Source organism: Pseudoalteromonas sp. N1230-9, from assembly GCF_032716425.1.
Classification (GTDB): domain Bacteria; phylum Pseudomonadota; class Gammaproteobacteria; order Enterobacterales; family Alteromonadaceae; genus Pseudoalteromonas.
In genome coordinates this window covers 773195-792005 of sequence record NZ_CP090420.1, presented here as the reverse complement: position 1 = coordinate 792005, position 18811 = coordinate 773195, and the positions used below count along the sequence as shown (strand labels likewise).

At 36.4% G+C, this 18811-nt stretch carries 27 protein-coding genes and 1 pseudogene; all 28 read right to left on the bottom strand.

Annotated elements, in window-relative coordinates:
* Nucleotides 1-7: 7 nt before the first annotated feature.
* Entirely contained in the window at nt 8-520 is a 513-nt protein-coding gene (locus LY624_RS20895; RefSeq protein ID WP_130151789.1) for a DUF6795 domain-containing protein, read from the bottom strand.
* A gap of 208 nt (nt 521-728) precedes the next feature.
* Entirely contained in the window at nt 729-1520 is a 792-nt protein-coding gene (locus LY624_RS20890) for a hypothetical protein (protein WP_130151790.1), read from the bottom strand.
* Nucleotides 1521-1573: 53 nt separating this feature from the next.
* A complete protein-coding gene (locus LY624_RS20885; protein ID WP_130151791.1) occupies nt 1574-1840 on the bottom strand; it encodes a hypothetical protein in 267 nt (88 codons plus the stop codon).
* A gap of 322 nt (nt 1841-2162) precedes the next feature.
* Nucleotides 2163-2597, bottom strand: coding sequence for a hypothetical protein (locus LY624_RS20880; RefSeq protein WP_341804580.1), 435 nt, complete (start codon nt 2595-2597; stop codon nt 2163-2165).
* A complete protein-coding gene (locus LY624_RS20875; RefSeq protein WP_341804579.1) occupies nt 2584-3471 on the bottom strand; it encodes an N-acetylmuramidase domain-containing protein in 888 nt (295 codons plus the stop codon). The genes LY624_RS20880 and LY624_RS20875 overlap by 14 nt, the downstream gene beginning before the upstream one ends.
* A 191-nt stretch (nt 3472-3662) precedes the next feature.
* Nucleotides 3663-4163: a hypothetical protein gene (locus tag LY624_RS20870; RefSeq protein WP_341804578.1), complete on the bottom strand. Its 501-nt coding sequence runs from the start codon at nt 4161-4163 to the stop codon at nt 3663-3665.
* A 560-nt stretch (nt 4164-4723) separates the two neighbouring features.
* The gene (locus LY624_RS20865; RefSeq protein WP_341804577.1) at nt 4724-5314 is read right to left on the bottom strand and encodes a hypothetical protein; all 591 of its coding nucleotides are present in this window, start codon (nt 5312-5314) and stop codon (nt 4724-4726) included.
* 221 nt (nt 5315-5535) lie between these two features.
* The gene (locus LY624_RS20860) at nt 5536-5970 is read right to left on the bottom strand and encodes a hypothetical protein (protein ID WP_341804576.1); all 435 of its coding nucleotides are present in this window, start codon (nt 5968-5970) and stop codon (nt 5536-5538) included.
* Nucleotides 5971-6235: 265 nt separating this feature from the next.
* Complete coding sequence (locus LY624_RS20855) at nt 6236-6679, bottom strand: hypothetical protein (protein ID WP_341804575.1); 444 nt, start codon at nt 6677-6679, stop codon at nt 6236-6238.
* Nucleotides 6679-7533: an NlpC/P60 family protein gene (locus LY624_RS20850; protein ID WP_341804574.1), complete on the bottom strand. Its 855-nt coding sequence runs from the start codon at nt 7531-7533 to the stop codon at nt 6679-6681. The genes LY624_RS20855 and LY624_RS20850 overlap by 1 nt, the downstream gene beginning before the upstream one ends.
* 89 nt (nt 7534-7622) lie before the next feature.
* Nucleotides 7623-7736, bottom strand: a pseudogene (locus LY624_RS20845) (GAD-like domain-containing protein); the annotation flags it as partial.
* A 117-nt stretch (nt 7737-7853) separates the two neighbouring features.
* The gene (locus LY624_RS20840) at nt 7854-8378 is read right to left on the bottom strand and encodes an SMI1/KNR4 family protein (RefSeq protein WP_341804573.1); all 525 of its coding nucleotides are present in this window, start codon (nt 8376-8378) and stop codon (nt 7854-7856) included.
* Between the two features lie 2 nt (nt 8379-8380).
* Nucleotides 8381-9436, bottom strand: coding sequence for an RHS repeat domain-containing protein (locus LY624_RS20835; RefSeq protein ID WP_341804572.1), 1056 nt, complete (start codon nt 9434-9436; stop codon nt 8381-8383).
* Between the two features lie 393 nt (nt 9437-9829).
* A complete protein-coding gene (locus LY624_RS20830) occupies nt 9830-10492 on the bottom strand; it encodes a GAD-like domain-containing protein (RefSeq protein WP_341804571.1) in 663 nt (220 codons plus the stop codon).
* Nucleotides 10493-10702: 210 nt separating this feature from the next.
* Nucleotides 10703-10897: a hypothetical protein gene (locus LY624_RS20825; protein WP_341804570.1), complete on the bottom strand. Its 195-nt coding sequence runs from the start codon at nt 10895-10897 to the stop codon at nt 10703-10705.
* A 126-nt stretch (nt 10898-11023) separates the two neighbouring features.
* Nucleotides 11024-11707: a GAD-like domain-containing protein gene (locus LY624_RS20820; protein ID WP_341804569.1), complete on the bottom strand. Its 684-nt coding sequence runs from the start codon at nt 11705-11707 to the stop codon at nt 11024-11026.
* A gap of 63 nt (nt 11708-11770) precedes the next feature.
* Nucleotides 11771-12250 carry a polymorphic toxin type 15 domain-containing protein gene (locus tag LY624_RS20815; protein ID WP_341804568.1) on the bottom strand — a complete coding sequence of 160 codons (480 nt, stop codon included), beginning with the start codon at nt 12248-12250 and terminating at the stop codon, nt 11771-11773.
* Nucleotides 12251-12279: 29 nt separating this feature from the next.
* On the bottom strand, nt 12280-12876 hold the full coding sequence (locus LY624_RS20810) for an RHS repeat-associated core domain-containing protein (RefSeq protein WP_341804567.1): 597 nt from the start codon (nt 12874-12876) through the stop codon (nt 12280-12282).
* Nucleotides 12877-13056: 180 nt separating this feature from the next.
* Nucleotides 13057-13833, bottom strand: coding sequence for a hypothetical protein (locus tag LY624_RS20805; protein WP_341804566.1), 777 nt, complete (start codon nt 13831-13833; stop codon nt 13057-13059).
* A gap of 52 nt (nt 13834-13885) precedes the next feature.
* Entirely contained in the window at nt 13886-14152 is a 267-nt protein-coding gene (locus LY624_RS20800; RefSeq protein ID WP_130151791.1) for a hypothetical protein, read from the bottom strand.
* A gap of 20 nt (nt 14153-14172) precedes the next feature.
* On the bottom strand, nt 14173-14751 hold the full coding sequence (locus tag LY624_RS20795; RefSeq protein WP_341804565.1) for a hypothetical protein: 579 nt from the start codon (nt 14749-14751) through the stop codon (nt 14173-14175).
* A gap of 8 nt (nt 14752-14759) precedes the next feature.
* Nucleotides 14760-15194 (bottom strand): hypothetical protein, encoded by a 435-nt coding sequence (locus tag LY624_RS20790; protein WP_341804564.1) that lies wholly within the window; start codon nt 15192-15194, stop codon nt 14760-14762.
* Nucleotides 15195-15509: 315 nt separating this feature from the next.
* Entirely contained in the window at nt 15510-15797 is a 288-nt protein-coding gene (locus LY624_RS20785; RefSeq protein WP_341804563.1) for a hypothetical protein, read from the bottom strand.
* Between the two features lie 22 nt (nt 15798-15819).
* A complete protein-coding gene (locus tag LY624_RS20780) occupies nt 15820-16176 on the bottom strand; it encodes a hypothetical protein (RefSeq protein ID WP_341804562.1) in 357 nt (118 codons plus the stop codon).
* Between the two features lie 69 nt (nt 16177-16245).
* Nucleotides 16246-16665, bottom strand: coding sequence for a hypothetical protein (locus tag LY624_RS20775; protein WP_239408317.1), 420 nt, complete (start codon nt 16663-16665; stop codon nt 16246-16248).
* Nucleotides 16665-17087, bottom strand: a complete 423-nt coding sequence (locus tag LY624_RS20770; protein WP_341804561.1) for a hypothetical protein — start codon at nt 17085-17087, stop codon at nt 16665-16667. Before LY624_RS20770 ends, LY624_RS20775 begins: the two co-directional genes overlap by 1 nt.
* A gap of 652 nt (nt 17088-17739) precedes the next feature.
* Entirely contained in the window at nt 17740-18231 is a 492-nt protein-coding gene (locus LY624_RS20760; protein WP_341804559.1) for a hypothetical protein, read from the bottom strand.
* Between the two features lie 63 nt (nt 18232-18294).
* Nucleotides 18295-18792, bottom strand: coding sequence for a hypothetical protein (locus LY624_RS20755; protein WP_341804558.1), 498 nt, complete (start codon nt 18790-18792; stop codon nt 18295-18297).
* Nucleotides 18793-18811 lie beyond the last annotated feature (19 nt).

Genomic DNA, 18811 nt, shown 5'->3' with positions numbered 1-18811 from the left:
CTTAAAATCACAACTCACAAGCGCCATAGATTGTAAAATAATGATCTAATGCTTCTTTAATAGGCACATCATAGGTGTGTGGTTTCTTAGCAACATCACACCGTAACCCGTTAAGAAGCTCCCTTAGCGTTTCACTATTTTCATAAATTGAAATACCCGCATACCACAGCACAATGCCTTCGGGTGTGCCATTGTCAAGGTACACATGCTGAATTAATGCATCATTATCAAACATATTTGATTTCTTTGAGGTGCGAATTCGTTTTTCATCAAAGGCGAAAAAGCCGTCATCATTTGTTATTGCTTCATCTATGTACTCGTCGCCATAGGTGAGTGAACGAATAACTTTTGTATTTACAACGGGCACCCCATTATCTAATAAAATCCCCTTAATAGGAGCCGATAACAAAAAATCGTCTTTATTAAACAAACCAAAAGTATTTGCAAAAGTGTGTGAGCCAGTAAATAACGCCATAATAGCCACGATTACCCCCAACAATGAACACTTTAACCGCGACAACAGCAAAACTCCTTTTTAGCATTCAGATAAAAAATAGGCTCTGTAATTAAGCTACTTTAAACGTGAAATAAGAATCTATAATGACTTAAATACGATTTAAGCGCTAAACACACTAGTACAGCTAAAAAATATAATTATTTATTCTAATAAGGTACAAGTCGGATAACAAGCAAATTGCGCAAAAAAGATACTGCAAATTCACTTAAACTTAATTAAAAAACAGCTCATAAATAACTTTGCATATCACACTAAAGCCTATTCCCGTCATGAGTATATACCCAAAAAAAAGCCCAATAGCCCCTGCTGATGGATCCTTTTTTACATCAATTTTTAAACACAAGGAGCAAAAAACAATAAAGATAATAAAGTTAGCAATAATCCCAACAATATAGGCTTCTCCAGCTAACGGGGCGATCCCCGCCAGCGCTGCACCCAGCGTAATAAGCAGGCCGGAAGGTGCTTTTTTAAATGAACTATGATGTTCAATAACCTTTATCACAAGCGTTATAATCATGAGGACTAAAAAGTACAATGTAGGCCACAATGCGTTATATAAATAATCTACACTAAATAGCTGACTCACTGAAAAAACGCTTTCATCGTTTGCGGGGGGTATAGCAGTCTGTGCGGCCTCTGCGGGGTCATCCATAAAAAAGTACGCAATTGCCATAGCAATTAATTTTATAATCCCGAAAAAGATAAAGCCTGCAATCGTAAAGCTGATCGCATCATCCTTTGTGACAGGTTTTTTGGCTTTACTTGCCAAAATTACAGCGAGTAATAACCCCAATACCCAAACCCCACCTAGGTAAAGTAGCGCCTCAAAAAACTGGCTAAAATAGAAAACAGATACCCCAGGGGTGACAAACAAAAATAGAGCATCATCATTTTTGACCGGTGTATCTGTCATAGGGTGAAATTCTGGCTGTTTAAACAGAGCCAAATAAACAAACAACGGCTGTAAAATCACCATTAACATACATGTATTAATTAATGTCACACGTCATCCTTGAAACTAAGTTCTTTGCTAGCAAAGGCCTGTCTAAATTCCTGTTAAAGATTAATCTTTTGAAAGTAGGTTTTTAATTTTAACAACCCAGATTCAAGCTCAAACTGTTGTATTTTAGGGTTTTTAAACTTAAACCCATTGGAAATATGCGTATTAATCATAGCAGCCATGCCTTCAAAGCCTGAAGGCGCATTTGAGACTAAATCAGTCAGCAAAGGCTCAATAAGCGGCTGATGCTCTTCAATTAAATCAGGCTTGTTGTAAACATCGTTTACAAGCTGTGTGAGAGTTTGTTGGTGTTGTTGTTCCATAATATTTCTATAACGCTTTGGAGTTCGCGTTTATAGCTCCTTTTTCAGTGACGAGGATTGCGGCACTTTGTTTATTTTTTAAGATTATCTTTTTATAGCGAGGAAGAGAATACCTCAGTTTAATTAAAAGTAACTGAGGTAGAATCACAAAAATCCTCTGTAGTTGTTCCTAATACACCTGTAAAAGCTTATCAAATACAAAATGTTGACTAGTGGCTCTGTTTGCAGAGACCATGACAGAATATGCTAGCCTTATTACTAAACTATCATGTGCAAAATTCAAGTTACAACTAATTACCCACTTCCCTTTTAGTAGCCATTCCTAAAAGTTCTCAATAGAAGGTAATTTGCTAACACTTGAATCATCACAAAGCCAATAGTCTTTTTTGGCATCATGTTCAATAGTGACTGATTTCTCTTTAGTAATCATACCCAGCTCTTCACTATGGTAGTCACTCACGGTTATTTTATTACCATTGTGTGTAAACGTCATACTGTGTTCATTAACCAAAGAACGATGATAACTGGATTTACTCGCATCACTAATTGAGGTCATTTCAGTAAGCTTGACCTGTGCGGTGTTAAATTGCATAAGCTTATAATTACCATCATGTTCACTGACAACTACATCAATCGGTGTGGGTTTATCCGCATGGCATTTAAAAATAACCGCTGACTCATTTTGCGATGCGCTGCACGAAGCAATAAAGCATATTGGTAATGCAATAAAAATCGAAGAAAATTTACTTTTTATCATATTTATCAAAAGCCTTTTTTAATTTCACGTCATACTTATTTTGTGCGTATTGAGAACCATTGTAACCTTCAGCAAATGCAGCCCAATTCAATGTTATTAAGTGTTTTTCTAATCCTTTACTTTTTACAAAGTTGACAAATGCATCTAACTGTTTTCTTTGTGATGTAAACATTGTTTGAACAAACGCCTCTACACTAGCAAATCCTGCAGCACTATAGTTAAACCCCATAATTTGAAAACGCCCCCAAGAAGTCGATTTTAAAGCTTCTATTACATCTAATTCCATAGCCTTTTCAAGCCTTGCGTATTCCTGCGGACCTCCTACGTATAAACTACGATTCCAACTTCTGCTCGAAATAGACGGATGACTTGAATCATATTTATGATTCGTTAGGCGAGAGAAGATATGCGCTTCATATAGAATCTTAGGTTTGCCATTTGAGAAAAAAGCATCACCTGCGGATTCAACCTCAGCAACAGCTTTAATAGCAGCAACCTTACACCCAAGTTGATTCGCAACATCTTGAAAATCAGATTCTGACAATGCTTGTACATTCGAAGAGGCCACTGGTAATTTAAAATGAACCTGACCTATCGTTGTCAGCTTTTCATTTATTTTTCGGTGAGAACGACCATTTGGATCTATCCTGCCATCAGGACGTACCATACCTACAACTTTGCTTTGAAACTGTTTTATTGCGGCAACAGTTTTAGAGTTTTCTGGGCGAGAACCTAAACGTCCGTCTACTGCTAATGCTTTTGTTGGTGAGATAAGTTTTAGTAATTTATTTAAAGCGGTTTGTACTGTTTTTACATCGGCTGGGGTATTAACACCACCTAGCCCAACAGATTGGGGGATTCTAATTACTGACATATGAAAGTCCTTTTCCGTATTTTTATGTTTAAACGCTATTTTTTATAGCCATTTCATTTTACATCAACGAAGTGCTTATTTATTTCCCAGATAGAGGTTAATTTAATATTAACAGCCCGTAATGATTAACCTTTTAAACACTCTTTTTTATGCAGTTCAATTACTGTTCTCCGTATGCCCGCACAATAAAGTTAGGAATATTTAGCAGCTATTTTTTTCAACTCTTCTAACAACCCATCTTTTAACATGTAAATGGGTATATCCCACTTTTGAGGTGTCATGTTGGAAATATAGCTTTTCCTGTTGCCGTTCCAAATATTCAACCCTGGTAGATTTTCAGCACAACAATGAACCATTGCATTAATGCCAATCGTCTCTCCATCAAACTCAGCCGACGTACTGCGCTCGAAATTTGAAAATCCCCCTTCACTTTTCTTTTTAAAAAAGCCTTTTTCTATTCGATCAATTATCCAAGGCAATGCAGTTAATGGGTATTCAGATTGCGTATATCTTCTTATTTTTTTCATTTTAGAATAGAAGTCAGACGACACGATTAAATAATCACCTTTTTTGATAAGTAGGTTTTTTTTATCTTCAAACATTTCATAATTAAGAGTCAAAAGTACTACTTCATCACTCTGCATATTTTTATGATCAATTAGCCCTAAAGGAGACTTTATTATATCCTTCACTGTGTTTATCTTTTAATGTTGTTTAGAGATTAGCTATCATATAACAACTTTCTCAAAAATAAACATCAACCCCTGAACAAGATTTTCAAATCGACCACAGCACTTGAAATAGCCTGTAACATTGCTCAAATCACTTTCTAAGAATAAGTAGATTAGCCGGATTTACCCCAAAGGTAGTAAACTTTCATACTGCTAATTTATTTAAAAAAAGCTTTAGAGCCTGCAATGATTTTGAAGTGGCTCTGCTACTCCCCTAGCTGAAAGCATTTTCTCTAATTTATTATATCATCTATGAATAACTGAGCTTTTATATGAGAAAAGATTAGTTCTGCCTCTAGCTTTTAACCCTATTACTCTTTAATTTTGTCCATAAACCCACTTACTTTTTTAACTAGTCAGTTTTGAAGCTCACCAAACTCATAATATTTATGAAAAAATATCTGCTAGGCACCTTTTAACTTTCAGATTAATAGTGTCTCTAATAAAGATCATATTTTCTTTATTATTGAGCTCATTTTAGTTCTAAAAAATCTTGATTAGATAAACCTAAAAAATTAGATTCATTGCCTGCTTTTTGTTTTTGCATTGTCTCTTAACTCTCTCGCTAGAGCCTCTGAACCATCACCTTCACTGTGTTCAAGCACATATTCCGCATGGTTAATAACACTCGGCCAATCCTCAAGCTTTGTATAAATTTTCGCAAGATCATAGTGGATCCGCTTTAACAAACGAGGTGAAGCACCTGTTGCTTTTGTGAGGTAAAGTTCATATAAGCGGGCTGCTTCAGTCGAGTTATTTTCAATGAAAAAGCCATCATCATATAGCCATGCTAATTTACGAATAGCGTTGATTTCATCATTAGCTGCACGCTGCTTTACTTCATGAACGTAACGCGAGCCATCTCCTGTATGATACCCAATATAAAGCAACGCTTCCCAAGCTCCTAGTTGATAGGCTTTCTCACACCAGCTTTCAAGTTCGTTAACTGCATATTTCAAACTCCTCTCGCATTGGCGCATTACTGTATTCTTAGAAAGATTGGGATCATTAATATCAAGCTCTTTCCATAAAGAACTTGATACCGATTTACCCTCGACATAGGGAGTAACAGTGAATATAACTAAAAGTGCTAAGAGTTGATGTTTTACCATTTTAAAGTGCCATCTTGGTTAACCCGTTGTTCTGGAATATGAACCTGAAATGCTTTTACAGCATGCTTATAGGGGAAGTCCATATTTCCCTATCCATTTTATTAGAGCTCTTCAATGAGCTCTTTAATATCAACAATAAAACTAGTTTCGTCACTCCTGTGGAGTCACTTAGTTATGTTTATTACAGCTAGTATCAATCTAGCCGCAAGCTATTCCTCTACCTATAAACGTTGGCAATCAAGTGGAGAAAAATCTGTACTTTCTATCTTAATTGAACAATTCATATTAACCACATCTTGGCTCAACAAAGAGAGTTCTAAATCAAATGTTAGAGTCTGTGAGTTAACTTTCAAATTGTAGATATCTAAAAATGATAACTTTTTAAAATCGTGTGTAACTTTCAATGCTTCGTCATACACGTTACAAATATTCTTTTGCTTGATAAGCGCGTTACTACCTGCTTCTAAAATCTCTAGTCTTAAACAAGGGAGCTCGCTATCAGGATGAAATTTTATCCAGCGGAATAAATTATCATTAACCCTTTCAACATTCATCTCTATAACATCCAAGCTGACATACGTTTTGTCATCATTACTTAGTGCTTCAGTACAAAAAAAAGTAAAAATCAAATAAATGCTAGTAATTAGCTTTTTCATCAAACACCTATAAATTTATTAAAAACAACAGTCTTCACCAGAGGTTCAAGCTACAAAAATGATATTTTTCATAACTATAAACCAGTTGCTAATGGGCTGTTTTCAGATAAATGTTCTTGATAGCTTTTCTTAAATTGTACGAGAGAGCATTGCTATTGCGAAATGAGCATTTCCTGCCATTGTTTTATAATTAACATCCGTGTTTATTTTACTCAAAGTATTTCCCTATCCATTTTATTAAAGCTCTTCAGTAAGCTCTTAGATATTATTTACACCAACCAATATTGTTGCTTATTGTGGCTACCTCTTTTTTATGTTCGGTCAACCAAGACTCGATAGCTAATGACGATTTAAATTCAGACCCTGTACCTGGCCAGTAAAAATTTCCACTTTCATCAACACAAAGTGCTATATAGACAGGCTCTGAATTAAAAATAACATCTTCCCCAGCCTCAACATACATATCATAGTTTAAGCTCTTGATAGGTTTGCCTTTGTAAGTAAAGAGTACATCCGCATAATAAACATGCTTTTCCGAATTATCATCTTCTTGAAAAACCTCTACTTTAGTAATTTTAACTTTAGCAAGAAACTGAACATTTTCTGATGCTACTTTGAACCCATTTAGCTCTAAGCTTTCAGTAACGTTAGCTAATACAGGCTTAGTTAAAGCCAAAAAAGCGAATACAATGATAAATATTTTTTTCATTAGGCCTCACTTCCTGCGACTGATGCATTTTGTGTATAAATAGGCAAACTCGCTGACAATGAATCAAAGCTAGTCGGAACTACAAAGTCATCCCATACATCCTTTTTATACTTTGCTACATTAACACTGTTACTTTGATTGCCACCCAACATATATAAATAATTGCCATCAACACTTTGACCTACTACAAACGCAACATGACCCCCACCCTTTCTAGATTTTATACCTATAGCGCCGTAAACTGGTTTACTAATAGGTTTGCCAAAGTTGATCCACTCTTTAGCTCTGAAAGCATTTTTTACCGGGTCCATGTTATTTTGCTGCATAACCCAAGCAACAAACGAGCCGCACCAAGCATTTTGCCCACCACTATCATCAGGACCCCAAAACTTTGATGCCTTGAAATACTCTAAAATACGCGGATTTGCTTTTTTGCCAGCGACTTCTGTCTCTCCAACTTCAGCATAAGCTGTTTTCATCCAAAATGCAGTTGTCACTGGCATAATTGGAGGCGTTTTAACTTTACTTAGCAAAGCCAAACCCGCTAGTTTCTCGTTGATCTTTTTGTGAGTTCGGCCATTTGGGTCTATTTTTCCATCTGGACGCACCATACCTACAACTTTGCTTTGAAACTGTTTAATTGCGGCAACAGTTTTAGAGTTTTCTGGGCGAGAACCTAAACGTCCATCTACTGCTAATGCTTTTGTGCCTGGGAGAAATTTAAGTAATTTATTTAAAGCGGTTTGTACTGTTTTTACATCGGCTGGGGTATTAACACCACCGAGTCCAACGGATTGGGTTATTCTTATTGCTGACATGTGAAAGTCCTTTTCATGTATTTTTTTCAAAGCCATTTCATATTAACGTTCAACGAAATGGCTTATTTACTTCACCGAGGGATACTCAATTTATTATTAATTAAAGTAGTTAACCGCCTGAAGCATTAATTCTTATGTAATTCATTAGACATAGAGACAATATCTGCCATTATGCGTTTCTCGCCTAATTCAGCGAGAAAATTCAAATGCTCAATCGCTTTTACTTTTTGCAAATTTTCAAGCTTATTTACCCCTCCAAGTGCAAGGGCAGGGAGAAATACATAATGAGTAGCCTTTCATGTTTATGCTGCACTTTTCCAGATTAAGCATCAACCATTCATAATTGAAGTTCAGAATTAATCTTCAATTATGTTCATTATTTTATCGTAATCAACATCTACTGGTTCAGGATCAGGACTGCCAGTTACAAGGTAAGATAAATAATCTGTAAAACTCTTAAATTTTGAAACTTCTTGACCGTATGTTTCAGTCAAAAAGAGCCCAACCTCACCAGCTCGCTCAGATTCTTGTGAAAATAAAAAGTAGTAACCTCCGCCATCATAGGTTCCAATAACAATTCCTTCACTCGGTACAGATTGGTAAGCAGGATCATCATTGTATAGGCCTTGATAGTAAGTATTTTTCCTAATAATACCGCATAGTTTTTCATACCTTTTATTTTCACCAACTAAACCACATATTACCTCTCCAAACCAAAAGCAATACCCATAATTCAAGAGGAAGTACTTAAAATCACTAGGTAAAGTAATACTCAGCTCAGTTTCTAACTCCCGTACTTCTTCATTAGCTACATTGCCTCTTTGAGTAAAATTCTTCTTACTTGCAGCTTGAGATATTAACCTTTCTATTACTTCAAACATTTTTACCCCTTTTTAATATTTGATAAGTTTGGGCCGTTTCCATTATGGTCGTAGGGGCATTGCCCCTCTTCATACCAGTGTAAAGCCTTATTTTCTTCATTATGATAGTGATCAGGCAACAACTGTAGGTTATCAGATTCATTAGGATCTTTGTCTATTTCACATCTGAATATAGGTTCTTTATGATGAACATTATAACCCTCAGGAACCTTGCCGGTCATCTGCATATCAATTAGATCATCTTCATCAAAATGGCTATGAGCTTCATGGGTTTCATCACTCAAAGCATCAGCAGCATAGCTTGAAATATAGTCTTTTCTCTTAGGTGGAAACGCTTTCCTAGCTTCCTCTACTTCACCCACTGTACGCTTATGATACTTAGTGGGTTTAGAGTCTGGATTAAGCTTTACACGTTCACTATTAATGATATGCTGCTCAGCAAACTGAGCTGTGCTGACAACTTCTGTAGTGATCTTACCTGATTCACTCACCTTATTAAGCTTAATTAAACCATTTTCTTCATCTAAACCCGTAATGTCATATTCATGCTCTTTCCTATACTTTGCACCTTCTGGTGTATATTTAAGAGTCGATTTGTGCGGCTCATTAATAACAGCACTTGCAATCGCTATTTCTAATATTTTATTTTTTGTTGCTTCATCTATACCACCAGAAGAGACCAGATTACTGAGCATTCTATCAAGCTTTTTTTCGCCTTCTTTGCATAACAACCCAAACGGATCCACCCAATTAACTGGGTTCGGCGCGTATTGGTAGTGGTTTATGCCACCTACTAAGCCAATTGGGTCTTGGTTTATAAAGCGTTGTTGTTTTGGGCTGTAGTAACGATAGCGGTTGTAGTGAAAGCCGCTTTCTTCATCAAAATACTGCCCTTGAAAACGTATTGGCTGAGTGAAGCTGTTTTCTTTATTAAAGTCAGTATCGGCTTCTGGCTCTTCATAGCCATACACATCTGCATGGTTTTGCCATACCACTTCTACGTTTTTATTAGTTACAAAACGAGGGGTGTTTAGTTGGTCTAGGTGGTAGTAATACACCTCACCCTGTTTAATCAGTGCGACTGGGTGAAATTGATTTGGTAGGTTGATGTACCAAGTATACTCGCCGTGCTGGTATTCACCAATTAATTGGTCGTTATCCCAAATGTAATCAATCTTGCCATGCTCGGTATGCTTAGCAATACGACGACCGAGTGGGTCGTAGTCGCAATGAGTGAGCGTACCATTGTTTTAACAACGCATTGTATTCACGGTGTTTTAATACCTTTATCGGTTTCACGAATTTGGTTACCACATTCATCGTATTCAAAATCGCTATCGCCAAAATGGGTTAGGCAATAAGAGCCAAAATATCAGCAAGGCTAAAGCCAAATCGCCCAAGCCTTTATAACATCCGTATTGTTAAAGAACGATTTTAAATAGTATTACTAATTATGAAAAAGCTTTTCGTATAAGTGCATCATGATCAAGCACTTCGATTTGACCAAATTGCGCCAATATAGATAAGTGAACAAAAATATTTACCTTGTTAATATTGTCAAAATTAGCTTCTCCACCAACAATTAAGCTCGGTTCAAAACCAAACATTTCATTTGGAGCTAAAGCTCCGAATTTTTTAATGCAAGATTCAAACAAAACATTTCCCGCTTCATCCTTAAAGTCATGAGATGCTGTGTCTAAAAAACCAAAAAAGTATTCAATCGCAGTATTATGATCTTTTTTTACTTTACCTTTTTTTTCTATCACCCAGCCTCTTGCAACCATTACTTTATATTTATAACCAGTTTCTTCACCCCAAAGAAATAAATCACCAAAAGCATTTCGAGCAAAAACATGATAAACATCATTGTCAGGTATATCTGTAGGCTCTAACCATTCACCTAATAAGTCTTCATAATCACTAGGATTGACAATCCGAAATAAACCTTGTTTAAAGCTACAAAACCCATATTCTTGCCAATATTCTAATAAACGCTCTGGGAGCTTATTTTTAAATTTTTCTAATGTTATTGAAGAACAGCTTTCTTGCTGCTCTGGCATTCCAAAATCCTCTAAAAAGCCCTCAAAGTCCTCATCTAACTTAAATTCGAGCATCTTTCCGCCTTATTTACATCGTGATAATTCTACATTCATTTTTGCATCTGGCCCATGTAAATCCATTGCCTGTTGGGCTGCTTTATCCATCCCATCAACTCTATCTGCTTTAGGCCGTTGAGGACCAAAAGAAGAATTAACATTTGTATTTCCTAATCATAATATTTGATCACTTCGGGATCATGTAATGCTGCAAGGCCTTCTAGTGTACTAAGATTTAGACATTGAATTTTGAGCGGTTTTAGAGTTTTCTGGGCGAGAACCTAAACGCCCGTCCACGACCAATGCGTTTATAGCAGGGAGCAATTTAAGTAATTTATTTAATGCTGTTTGTATTGTTTTTACATCGGCTGGGGTATTAACACCACCGAGTCCAACAGATTGGGGCATTCTTATTGCTGACATATGAAAGTCCTTTTCATGTATTTATTTTCAAAGCCATTTCATATTAACGTTCAACGAAATGGCTTATTTACTTCACCGAGGGATACTCAATTTATTATTAATTAAAGTAGTTAACCGCCTGAAGCATTAATTCTTATGTAGTTCATTAGACATAGAGACAATATCTGCCATTATGCGTTTCTCGCCTAATTCAACGAGAGAATTCAAATGCTCAATCGCTTTTACTTTTTGCAAATTTTCAAGCTTATTTACACCACCAAGAGCCAACGCAGGAACGAATGCATACATTTCATCGGCTTCTAATGGACCTAGTTTTTTTAGTGTTTGCTCAAACAAAGGCTTTTCATCAACACCTTTTTGATCAAGAGGCTCTTTCCTCATGGTAGCAAAAAATAATTCGATCGATCGCTCTTCTCCTCTCTCCCTTAATTTTTCTGAATAATCGGTTGGGAAAATCATGCCAAAATTTGAATTAATTTTAATGCTCAAACCTGATGTTCTGCCCCAAACGATTAAATCTCCAAAGGCACCGCGGCCAATAACATAATAACTGTCTGACCCACTTTTTTCACGTTCAGCAAACTCTGTGCCTTCAAGCCAAGTTTGTAAAATATCATGGTAATCTTGTGGGTTAACAATCCAAAAAATGCCATCACCCCAGCCACAAAAACCGTACTCTTGCCAGTATTCAAGCAAACGTTCAGGCAGTTTGCCTTTAAAGAAGTTAAGCGTCTCTTTGGTTGGCATTGTCGCTTTTATCGCAGGGCCAAATCCCTTGAAGTTGTAAAAGTTATCAAAAAATTTATTCATTTATTTACACCTATGTAAATCTACATTCATCTTAGCATCTGGCCCTATCTCTTCGAGTGCTTTTTAAGCCTGTGCATCCATCACCTCAACACGGCTTGCTGCTAACTTATTGCCTACATCATCTTTACCATTATTCTTCCACTGTGAACCTATTGATTTATTCACACTTGCATCGCCTAAATCTACAACGTTATCATAACCACCCGCTATCATATCAGGATTATGAAGAGCATTAAGAGTGTTCATTTCATTACTCGCAAGCTCTTGGGCTTTTTGAAGTGCTTCTTCACCAAAGTACTCTCCACGTCTTGTTAGCTCTTTTTCATATTTATCGATCAATTTACTTCTAAATTGCTCTCTCGCTTCTTGTTGCGCAGCCCCTGTTCCTTTACGACCAATTTTATTGTATGCCTCACGGTTATCTAAGTATTCCTTAACAGTCATATCATTAATGCCATCTTGCTGGCCTTTTAATTGACGATCATACTCAGCATCTGTGCCTTTTTTATTCTTTTTGAAACAGGCTACTTTATGTAAGTCCATTTTTCTAGCCGCTTTTTTAGCAGCTTGAGTCACCGTTGTTTGTGCAGCATCGCAATGTCGTCTAACTTTTTAACAGCAGGCTCGAGCGCTCTGTCAGCTACTCTCCCAGGTATAAGTGCAATACCCGCTGTCGCAACCCCTGCGGCTGTTACGCCTGTGTCTACCATTTGGGTTATTGCCTCGGCAGCATCTGCAAGCCCTTCTACGAACCACTCTACGGGCACAATTGCAACAGGGGTTATTGCATCAGCCATAGGGTCGTTATGATCATACGCAGGCACTTCAATTGTTTTAGTTTCTTTACAACTAAGTCCTAACAGATCCACCCAATTAACTGGGTTCGGCGCGTATTGGTAGTGGTTTATGCCACCTACTAAGCCAATTGGGTCTTGGTTTATAAAACGTTGTTGTTTGGGGCTGTAGTAACGGTAGCGGTTGTAGTGAAGGCCGCTTTCTTCATCAAAATACTGCCCTTGAAAACGTATTGGTTGAGTGAAGCTGTTTTTTGTACACGCTTCTGGTTCTTCATAGCCATACACATCCGCTTGGTTTTGCCATACAACTTCTGCGTTTATATTAGTTACAAAACGTGGGGTGTTGAGCTGGTCTAAGTGGTAGTAATACACCTCACCCTGTTTAATCAGTGCGACTGGGTGAAATTGATTTGGTAGGTTGATGTACCAGGTATACTCGCAGTGCTGGTATTCACCAATTAGCTGGTCGTTATCCCAAATGTAATCAATCTTGCCATGCTCGGTATGCCTAGCGATGCGTCGACCCAGTTCATTATAAAGTGTCTTTTAAACCTAACTTAGCAATTTTATTGCTTCGTAAATTAACTTTATCAAGACACTCGCACCAATACCTATTATTAGAATATGCCCATAAACAATAGCAACTCCTGAGCTTGATGGGTCAGACTGACGACTAACGCATAAGGTGCAGGAAAATAAATAAATGAAAAAGTTCAAAAACATACAAAAAATATAGTTTCCACCAAATAAAGGTAACAGGCTTGCTAAAAATGCCAATGGGAATAGCAACAAACTAACAATATCAAAAAGTGAACCTGATAATCGGCTTATTATGTAGCAAGTTAGCATGACACATAAACAATAAAAGCTTGGCCACAGCTGATGGTACAAAAAGTCTATATTTAAGTAATTTTTAAAGATAAATTGGGTATCTTCGTCTATCTGATTTACTTCTGCTGTGGTTGCTACCGTTGTATCATTGAAAAAGTAAGTTGTTACGATAAACATAATTACCTTTATAATGCCAAAAAATAGAAAGCTAGAAAGTATAAAACCTATTGCATCTTTTTTTGTTAATGGTTTTTTTGCTTTCCCTTCAACAATCTTAGCCACTAAAATACCTAACGCGCAGATACACACGAGGAAAAACAATGCTTCTATGAACTGCTCAATATAAAAAACCGACAAACCGGGGGCAATATATAAATAACTAGCATCTTCATTATCGACTGATTTAATACCACTGCCAGTTGATTCCTTAAATAATGCGATATATACAAACATAGGCTGTAAAACAAGCATTAAAATACATGTACTAATTAATGTCACACATCATCCTTGAAACTAAGTTTTTTGTTAGCAAAGCCTGCTTAAATTCCTGTTAAAGGTTAATCTTTTGAAAGTAGGTTTTTAACTTTAACAACCCTGACTCAAGCTCAAACTGTTGTATTTTAGGGTTTTTAAACTTAAACCCATTGGAAATATGCGTATTAATCATAGCAGCCATGCCTTCAAAGCCTGAAGGCGCATTTGAGACTAAATCAGTCAGCAAAGGCTCAATAAGCGGCTGATGCTCTTCAATTAAATCAGGCTTGTTGTAAACATCGTTTACAAGCTGTGTAAGAGTTTGTTGGTGTTGTTGTTCCATAATATTTCTATAACTCCATGTTATTTAATTTTTATGTTGTTTTGTTCAGCAAGTGCAAGTAACTCCGCGGCACGCTCTTTGTGATAGTTAATCATCGTGTTTTCATAAACATAATGAGCATGTTCACCCATTGCAGCCCAGTTCTGCTGGGCCTTATATAAATATGCTAATTCCAAATGTGCAGCAGTTATTAAAGAGTTCGGCCGCTCGATATCTAATGTGATAAGCTCTTTATAAAGTGACATGGCATAATTTATATCTTGCTCCACGAACGTACCTGTCCTATATAACCATGCAAGTATTGAGTATGCTTTGGGTTCTTTTTTTTCCATTCTTTTTTTGGCTTCAGCAATTAAACGAGAGCCATCACCAATATGCATACTTAATGTTACTAAAGAATTCCAGTGCCCCATCTCAATCGCTTTCTCACACCAAAGCTCTAGTTTTTCAGGTGCATTAATCAAACTTTTGTGGCATTGCTCTGCGGCTACTTCTCCCGTTAAGTCTGGATCATTAATATCTATTGAATTATCCCACCTTGGGCCTGCGGCATATAGGAGGGGCGAAAATACACACAGTAAAAAAAGAATTCTAAACATATTACTTCTCAAGCAACTTTTTTTTCGGGAAGATGTACTGTATAAGAAGGAAAAGGAGAAGGTATGAAAGATCCCTTTCTTGAAAAGTAAACTTTTCTCAAAGATTTATCAGCATTAGACTGGCCTTCACAAACCCCATTATTAAAGCACGTTACTCCACCAATATACTCTATAAGACTAATGCTACTTACATTTAAACTTAGCATTATTGAATCGATACCAATATGTTTATTACCTGCGTTAAATGCGTGATATCGATGCATAAATGCAACAATACGGGTACTTTGAGTTCGTTTTAATTCGGCATTAAAAATATTCGCCCACATTTGATTTCTTTGGATATGGGAATCCATACAGGTACTGTTGTCTGCTTGCTCCCAGTTACAGCGTCCATCGATTTCATCCATCATTTCAGTTGACATATCTAATGGAACAATCTTCATCCCTAATGAGTTGGCCGCTCTCACTAATTCACTGTAGCCAGTACTCGCAGCATCATTCCAGTTCCAGTCTTCTTGGAAATGTTTTTTATAGCATCAAAACCCTTTCCAGTTCGCTGATAGAACTCTATTTTATCTTTAATGTATAAAGGCAGCATTTCCATTGCAAAGTGAGTAAAACCTGCAGTTTTTAGCTGTTTAAGTGCCTTAACTGCCTCATATTTATACGATAGAGGATTGTGACTAGACTCTGCAATTATGACCAAGCGGGCATTTCCTGCCATTGTTTTATAGTTAACATCCGTGTTTATTAATTTATTACTTGTCTTTGCTTTTATCTAAATTTTCAAAGCACCATCTATAAAATTCTATAGCGTTGTTATTTTCAGAGCCATAAGGAGCAACTGCGTATTCATAGCTCATAGCGAATAACAACTCATCTGGAGTAAAATTACACTCTCCTCTTTTTGAGTAACAATGCTTCACCTTTCTCCACAATTTCATAGCACAGTTTACATACTCATCACCCCACTTATCTTTAAACTGCTTGCTCGGATTGTTTTTGAGTGTAAATTCAGCAATATAACGAAAGGTTAAGTCAGTCATGATGAAGGCTCCACAATAAAAATTAGCTTATAGGGGACTTGCAATATATTTTCCCTAAAGCTGAAATAACCAAGTCGTCGGGTACTAAAGAGTGTACAGATACCAAATGTAGGATAGATGAATCTACAATTAAATTTGTTTCCCCATTTGGTATTCTATATTCATATTTGGGTATAACTTTCTTTTCTTCTAATAATAAAAAATTTTCTTCGTCACATATAGGACAAATAGCTATATGACGTCTTTTATTAACAACTTCAGCTTTCTCGAGTGCGCTAAGAAACCACTTTAAAAAAATTTCTTTATCTGAGTTTGATTTGAACTCGTTGTTCATCAAATCTAAGTTAACCTTTCGGTCATTAGGCTTTCGTGAAATCACTCACAACTCCTTGTAAAATTAGCTTCAACTAATCTGAGGCAATTAAGATAAAATAAACATGATACCTAGCTATAGTTTTATTTTCGAAGACAAAAAGTCATAATAAAATTTGCCTTCCTCTTCATGTTCATCAAAAATTTCCTTACCAGCAAGCATATAAGCCTTTAACAGCGAGTTCTGACTACTTTCTATATTACCTAATTGATATTGGCATTGTCCGACCCTGAAATGTATAAATGCGTTTTCATTTGCTTCAGGATAATTCAAGGCATCCAATAAAGAGTCCAAAGACTTTTCATATTCATCAATCATGTAAAAACTATCACCAATCGAAACCTTGAGCCACAATACTTCATTCCAATCTTCATTAGGATCAACGATTAAATCAAGCGCTTTTTGCCAAATGGCTATAGCACCTAAAAAATCATCTTCATCGAATAAGTCATTACCTTGTTCGCAATACTGCTCTATTTGATCATGAATATCCATTATTTATACTCACTATAGAAAGTTTTATACTTCTTCGGCTGACTAACAAAGCAACGCCCTTTAGATATTGTATTCGCTTTATCAAACCACACTTTTGCTAGATCTAGTTCACCTTGCTCAAAATAAATGGCTCCCTTTAAGAATATAGGCCCATCTTGGTATGACTTTAGATTCCCAAATTCAAAAAGCTCATCCAAAATTACATGAGCTTCTTTATAAAGCTCTAACTCTTTGTACATATCACAGATATCACTAACCAAACTAATAGTAACATCCCAATCGTATTTAGGAGCAGGCAATAAATGCCATGCCTTTTCAGCAATACTCTGAGCTTCATTTAATTTATTTTCATCAAGCTTTTTAAATGCTTCAATAAATAACTCATTAATTTCATCATGTAATTTTGGTGGTAAACTTTTCATATAAAAACCTATTTTGAAGGGGGTTTATAACCTTCTTTTAACTTGGCTCCCGCGGAGCGATTTAAACTGTAATGGTCTAGAGTATAATTATTTGAATCCAACATCCACTCCCGAACTTCTTTAGATTTAGCGCCATATTTTCGTCCAGTCGTATTCCAGTATTTTACCGCATCCATTGGTTCATTAATCAGTGCGACTGGGTGAAATTGATTGGGTAGGTTGATGTACCAAGTATATTGACCGTGCTGGTATTCACCAATTAATTGGTCGTTATCCCAAATGTAATCAATTTTGCCATGCTCGGTATGCTTGGCGATGCGTCGACCCAGTAGGTCGTAGTCGTAATGCGTGAGCGTACCATTGTTGTTAAAGCTGCTTAATTGGTTGAACGCATTGTATTCACGGTGCGTTTTAATACCTTTACCGGTTTCACGAATTTGGTTGCCACATTCATCGTAATAAAAGTCGCTGTCGCCAAAGTGTGTTAGGCAAAAAATATCAACAAGGTTTGAGAAAAACTGCCTAAACCTTTAAAACATCCGTGTTGTTAAAGAGCGTTGTTGTTAGAATAAAAATTTATAATTGCTGTTTATGTAATGCTAGGTATTCTCGAAGTCAGAATTTAATCCCTTTGGGTTTTGTAGAATATTTATCACTCATTTGAATCATCGAAGTCAACCTCAGTGCCAAATGGCACCATTATGGCTTTCTCAACCATGTGCTCCACTTTCTCATCATTTAACCCCGAGAATGAATTAAATTGCTCTTTACTAAAAAGTGATGGTTTTTTGGCCTCATCCCTACTGAACTCCGCAAAAGGTGAATTATCATAGTTCTCTGACACTTTAAAACCTTTCAATTTACTTACTTGAAATTCGAGGCTTTTTAAATCACCCAGCTTTTTAACATAGTTAGTTATCTCTTCATCATCTTCCGGAAAATGGTATAAAAAAACGCCGTTTTCTGGTAAGTGATACTTTTTAACACATTCATCGCAGTACCAAGTTAAATCATAGCTATCATCAAGAAAATCAATTGCATATGGAATTGGTTTTATCTTACTTTTATTTACAATACTTTTTGCTAAATGACTGCAAACTTTTTGTGCTGTAATGAATTTATCTATCTCTTCTTTTGTAGGCATTATGTCCCCGCTCTCACCTAACATACATATAAAGGAATCTTTGCAAAATAAACAATGTAGATTTTACTCTTCAATCAATACCACGATAGATTTATTTTGCTCTGCGGCATCCCTAAACGTAACAAAGTAGCGGTCGCGGACTATTTCATAAGCTTGCGGGTCAAGTTCACCCGCTCTATGCTCAATGCTATCTACTAACGCTTTATTTTCACTGCTCTCTATATCGACTTCAAAATACTTTTCTAATAAAGGGAATAGGTCTTGCACCATTTCACTCGAAAAGAAGCCAAATGAACCACTTATGTTAGCATCTGGTCCAATTAATTGATGAGGATAATAATGAAAAGTACATACTGGCAGTAACCCTTGACCACCCACAACAGCATCAAGTAACTCGATAGCAGGAATAAATGCTCGCATGTTAAGCTCTATTGATTGCCATCTAGTAGCCTCATCGTGGGTTATATCTAACAACTCTTGGTATTTTTGCTCATCACTTGTATCTAATGTGTTTGGGTATACTGTTTCATCTACGATGAATAAATGAATTAAACTACTCATTACAATTTTTCCTTATCAC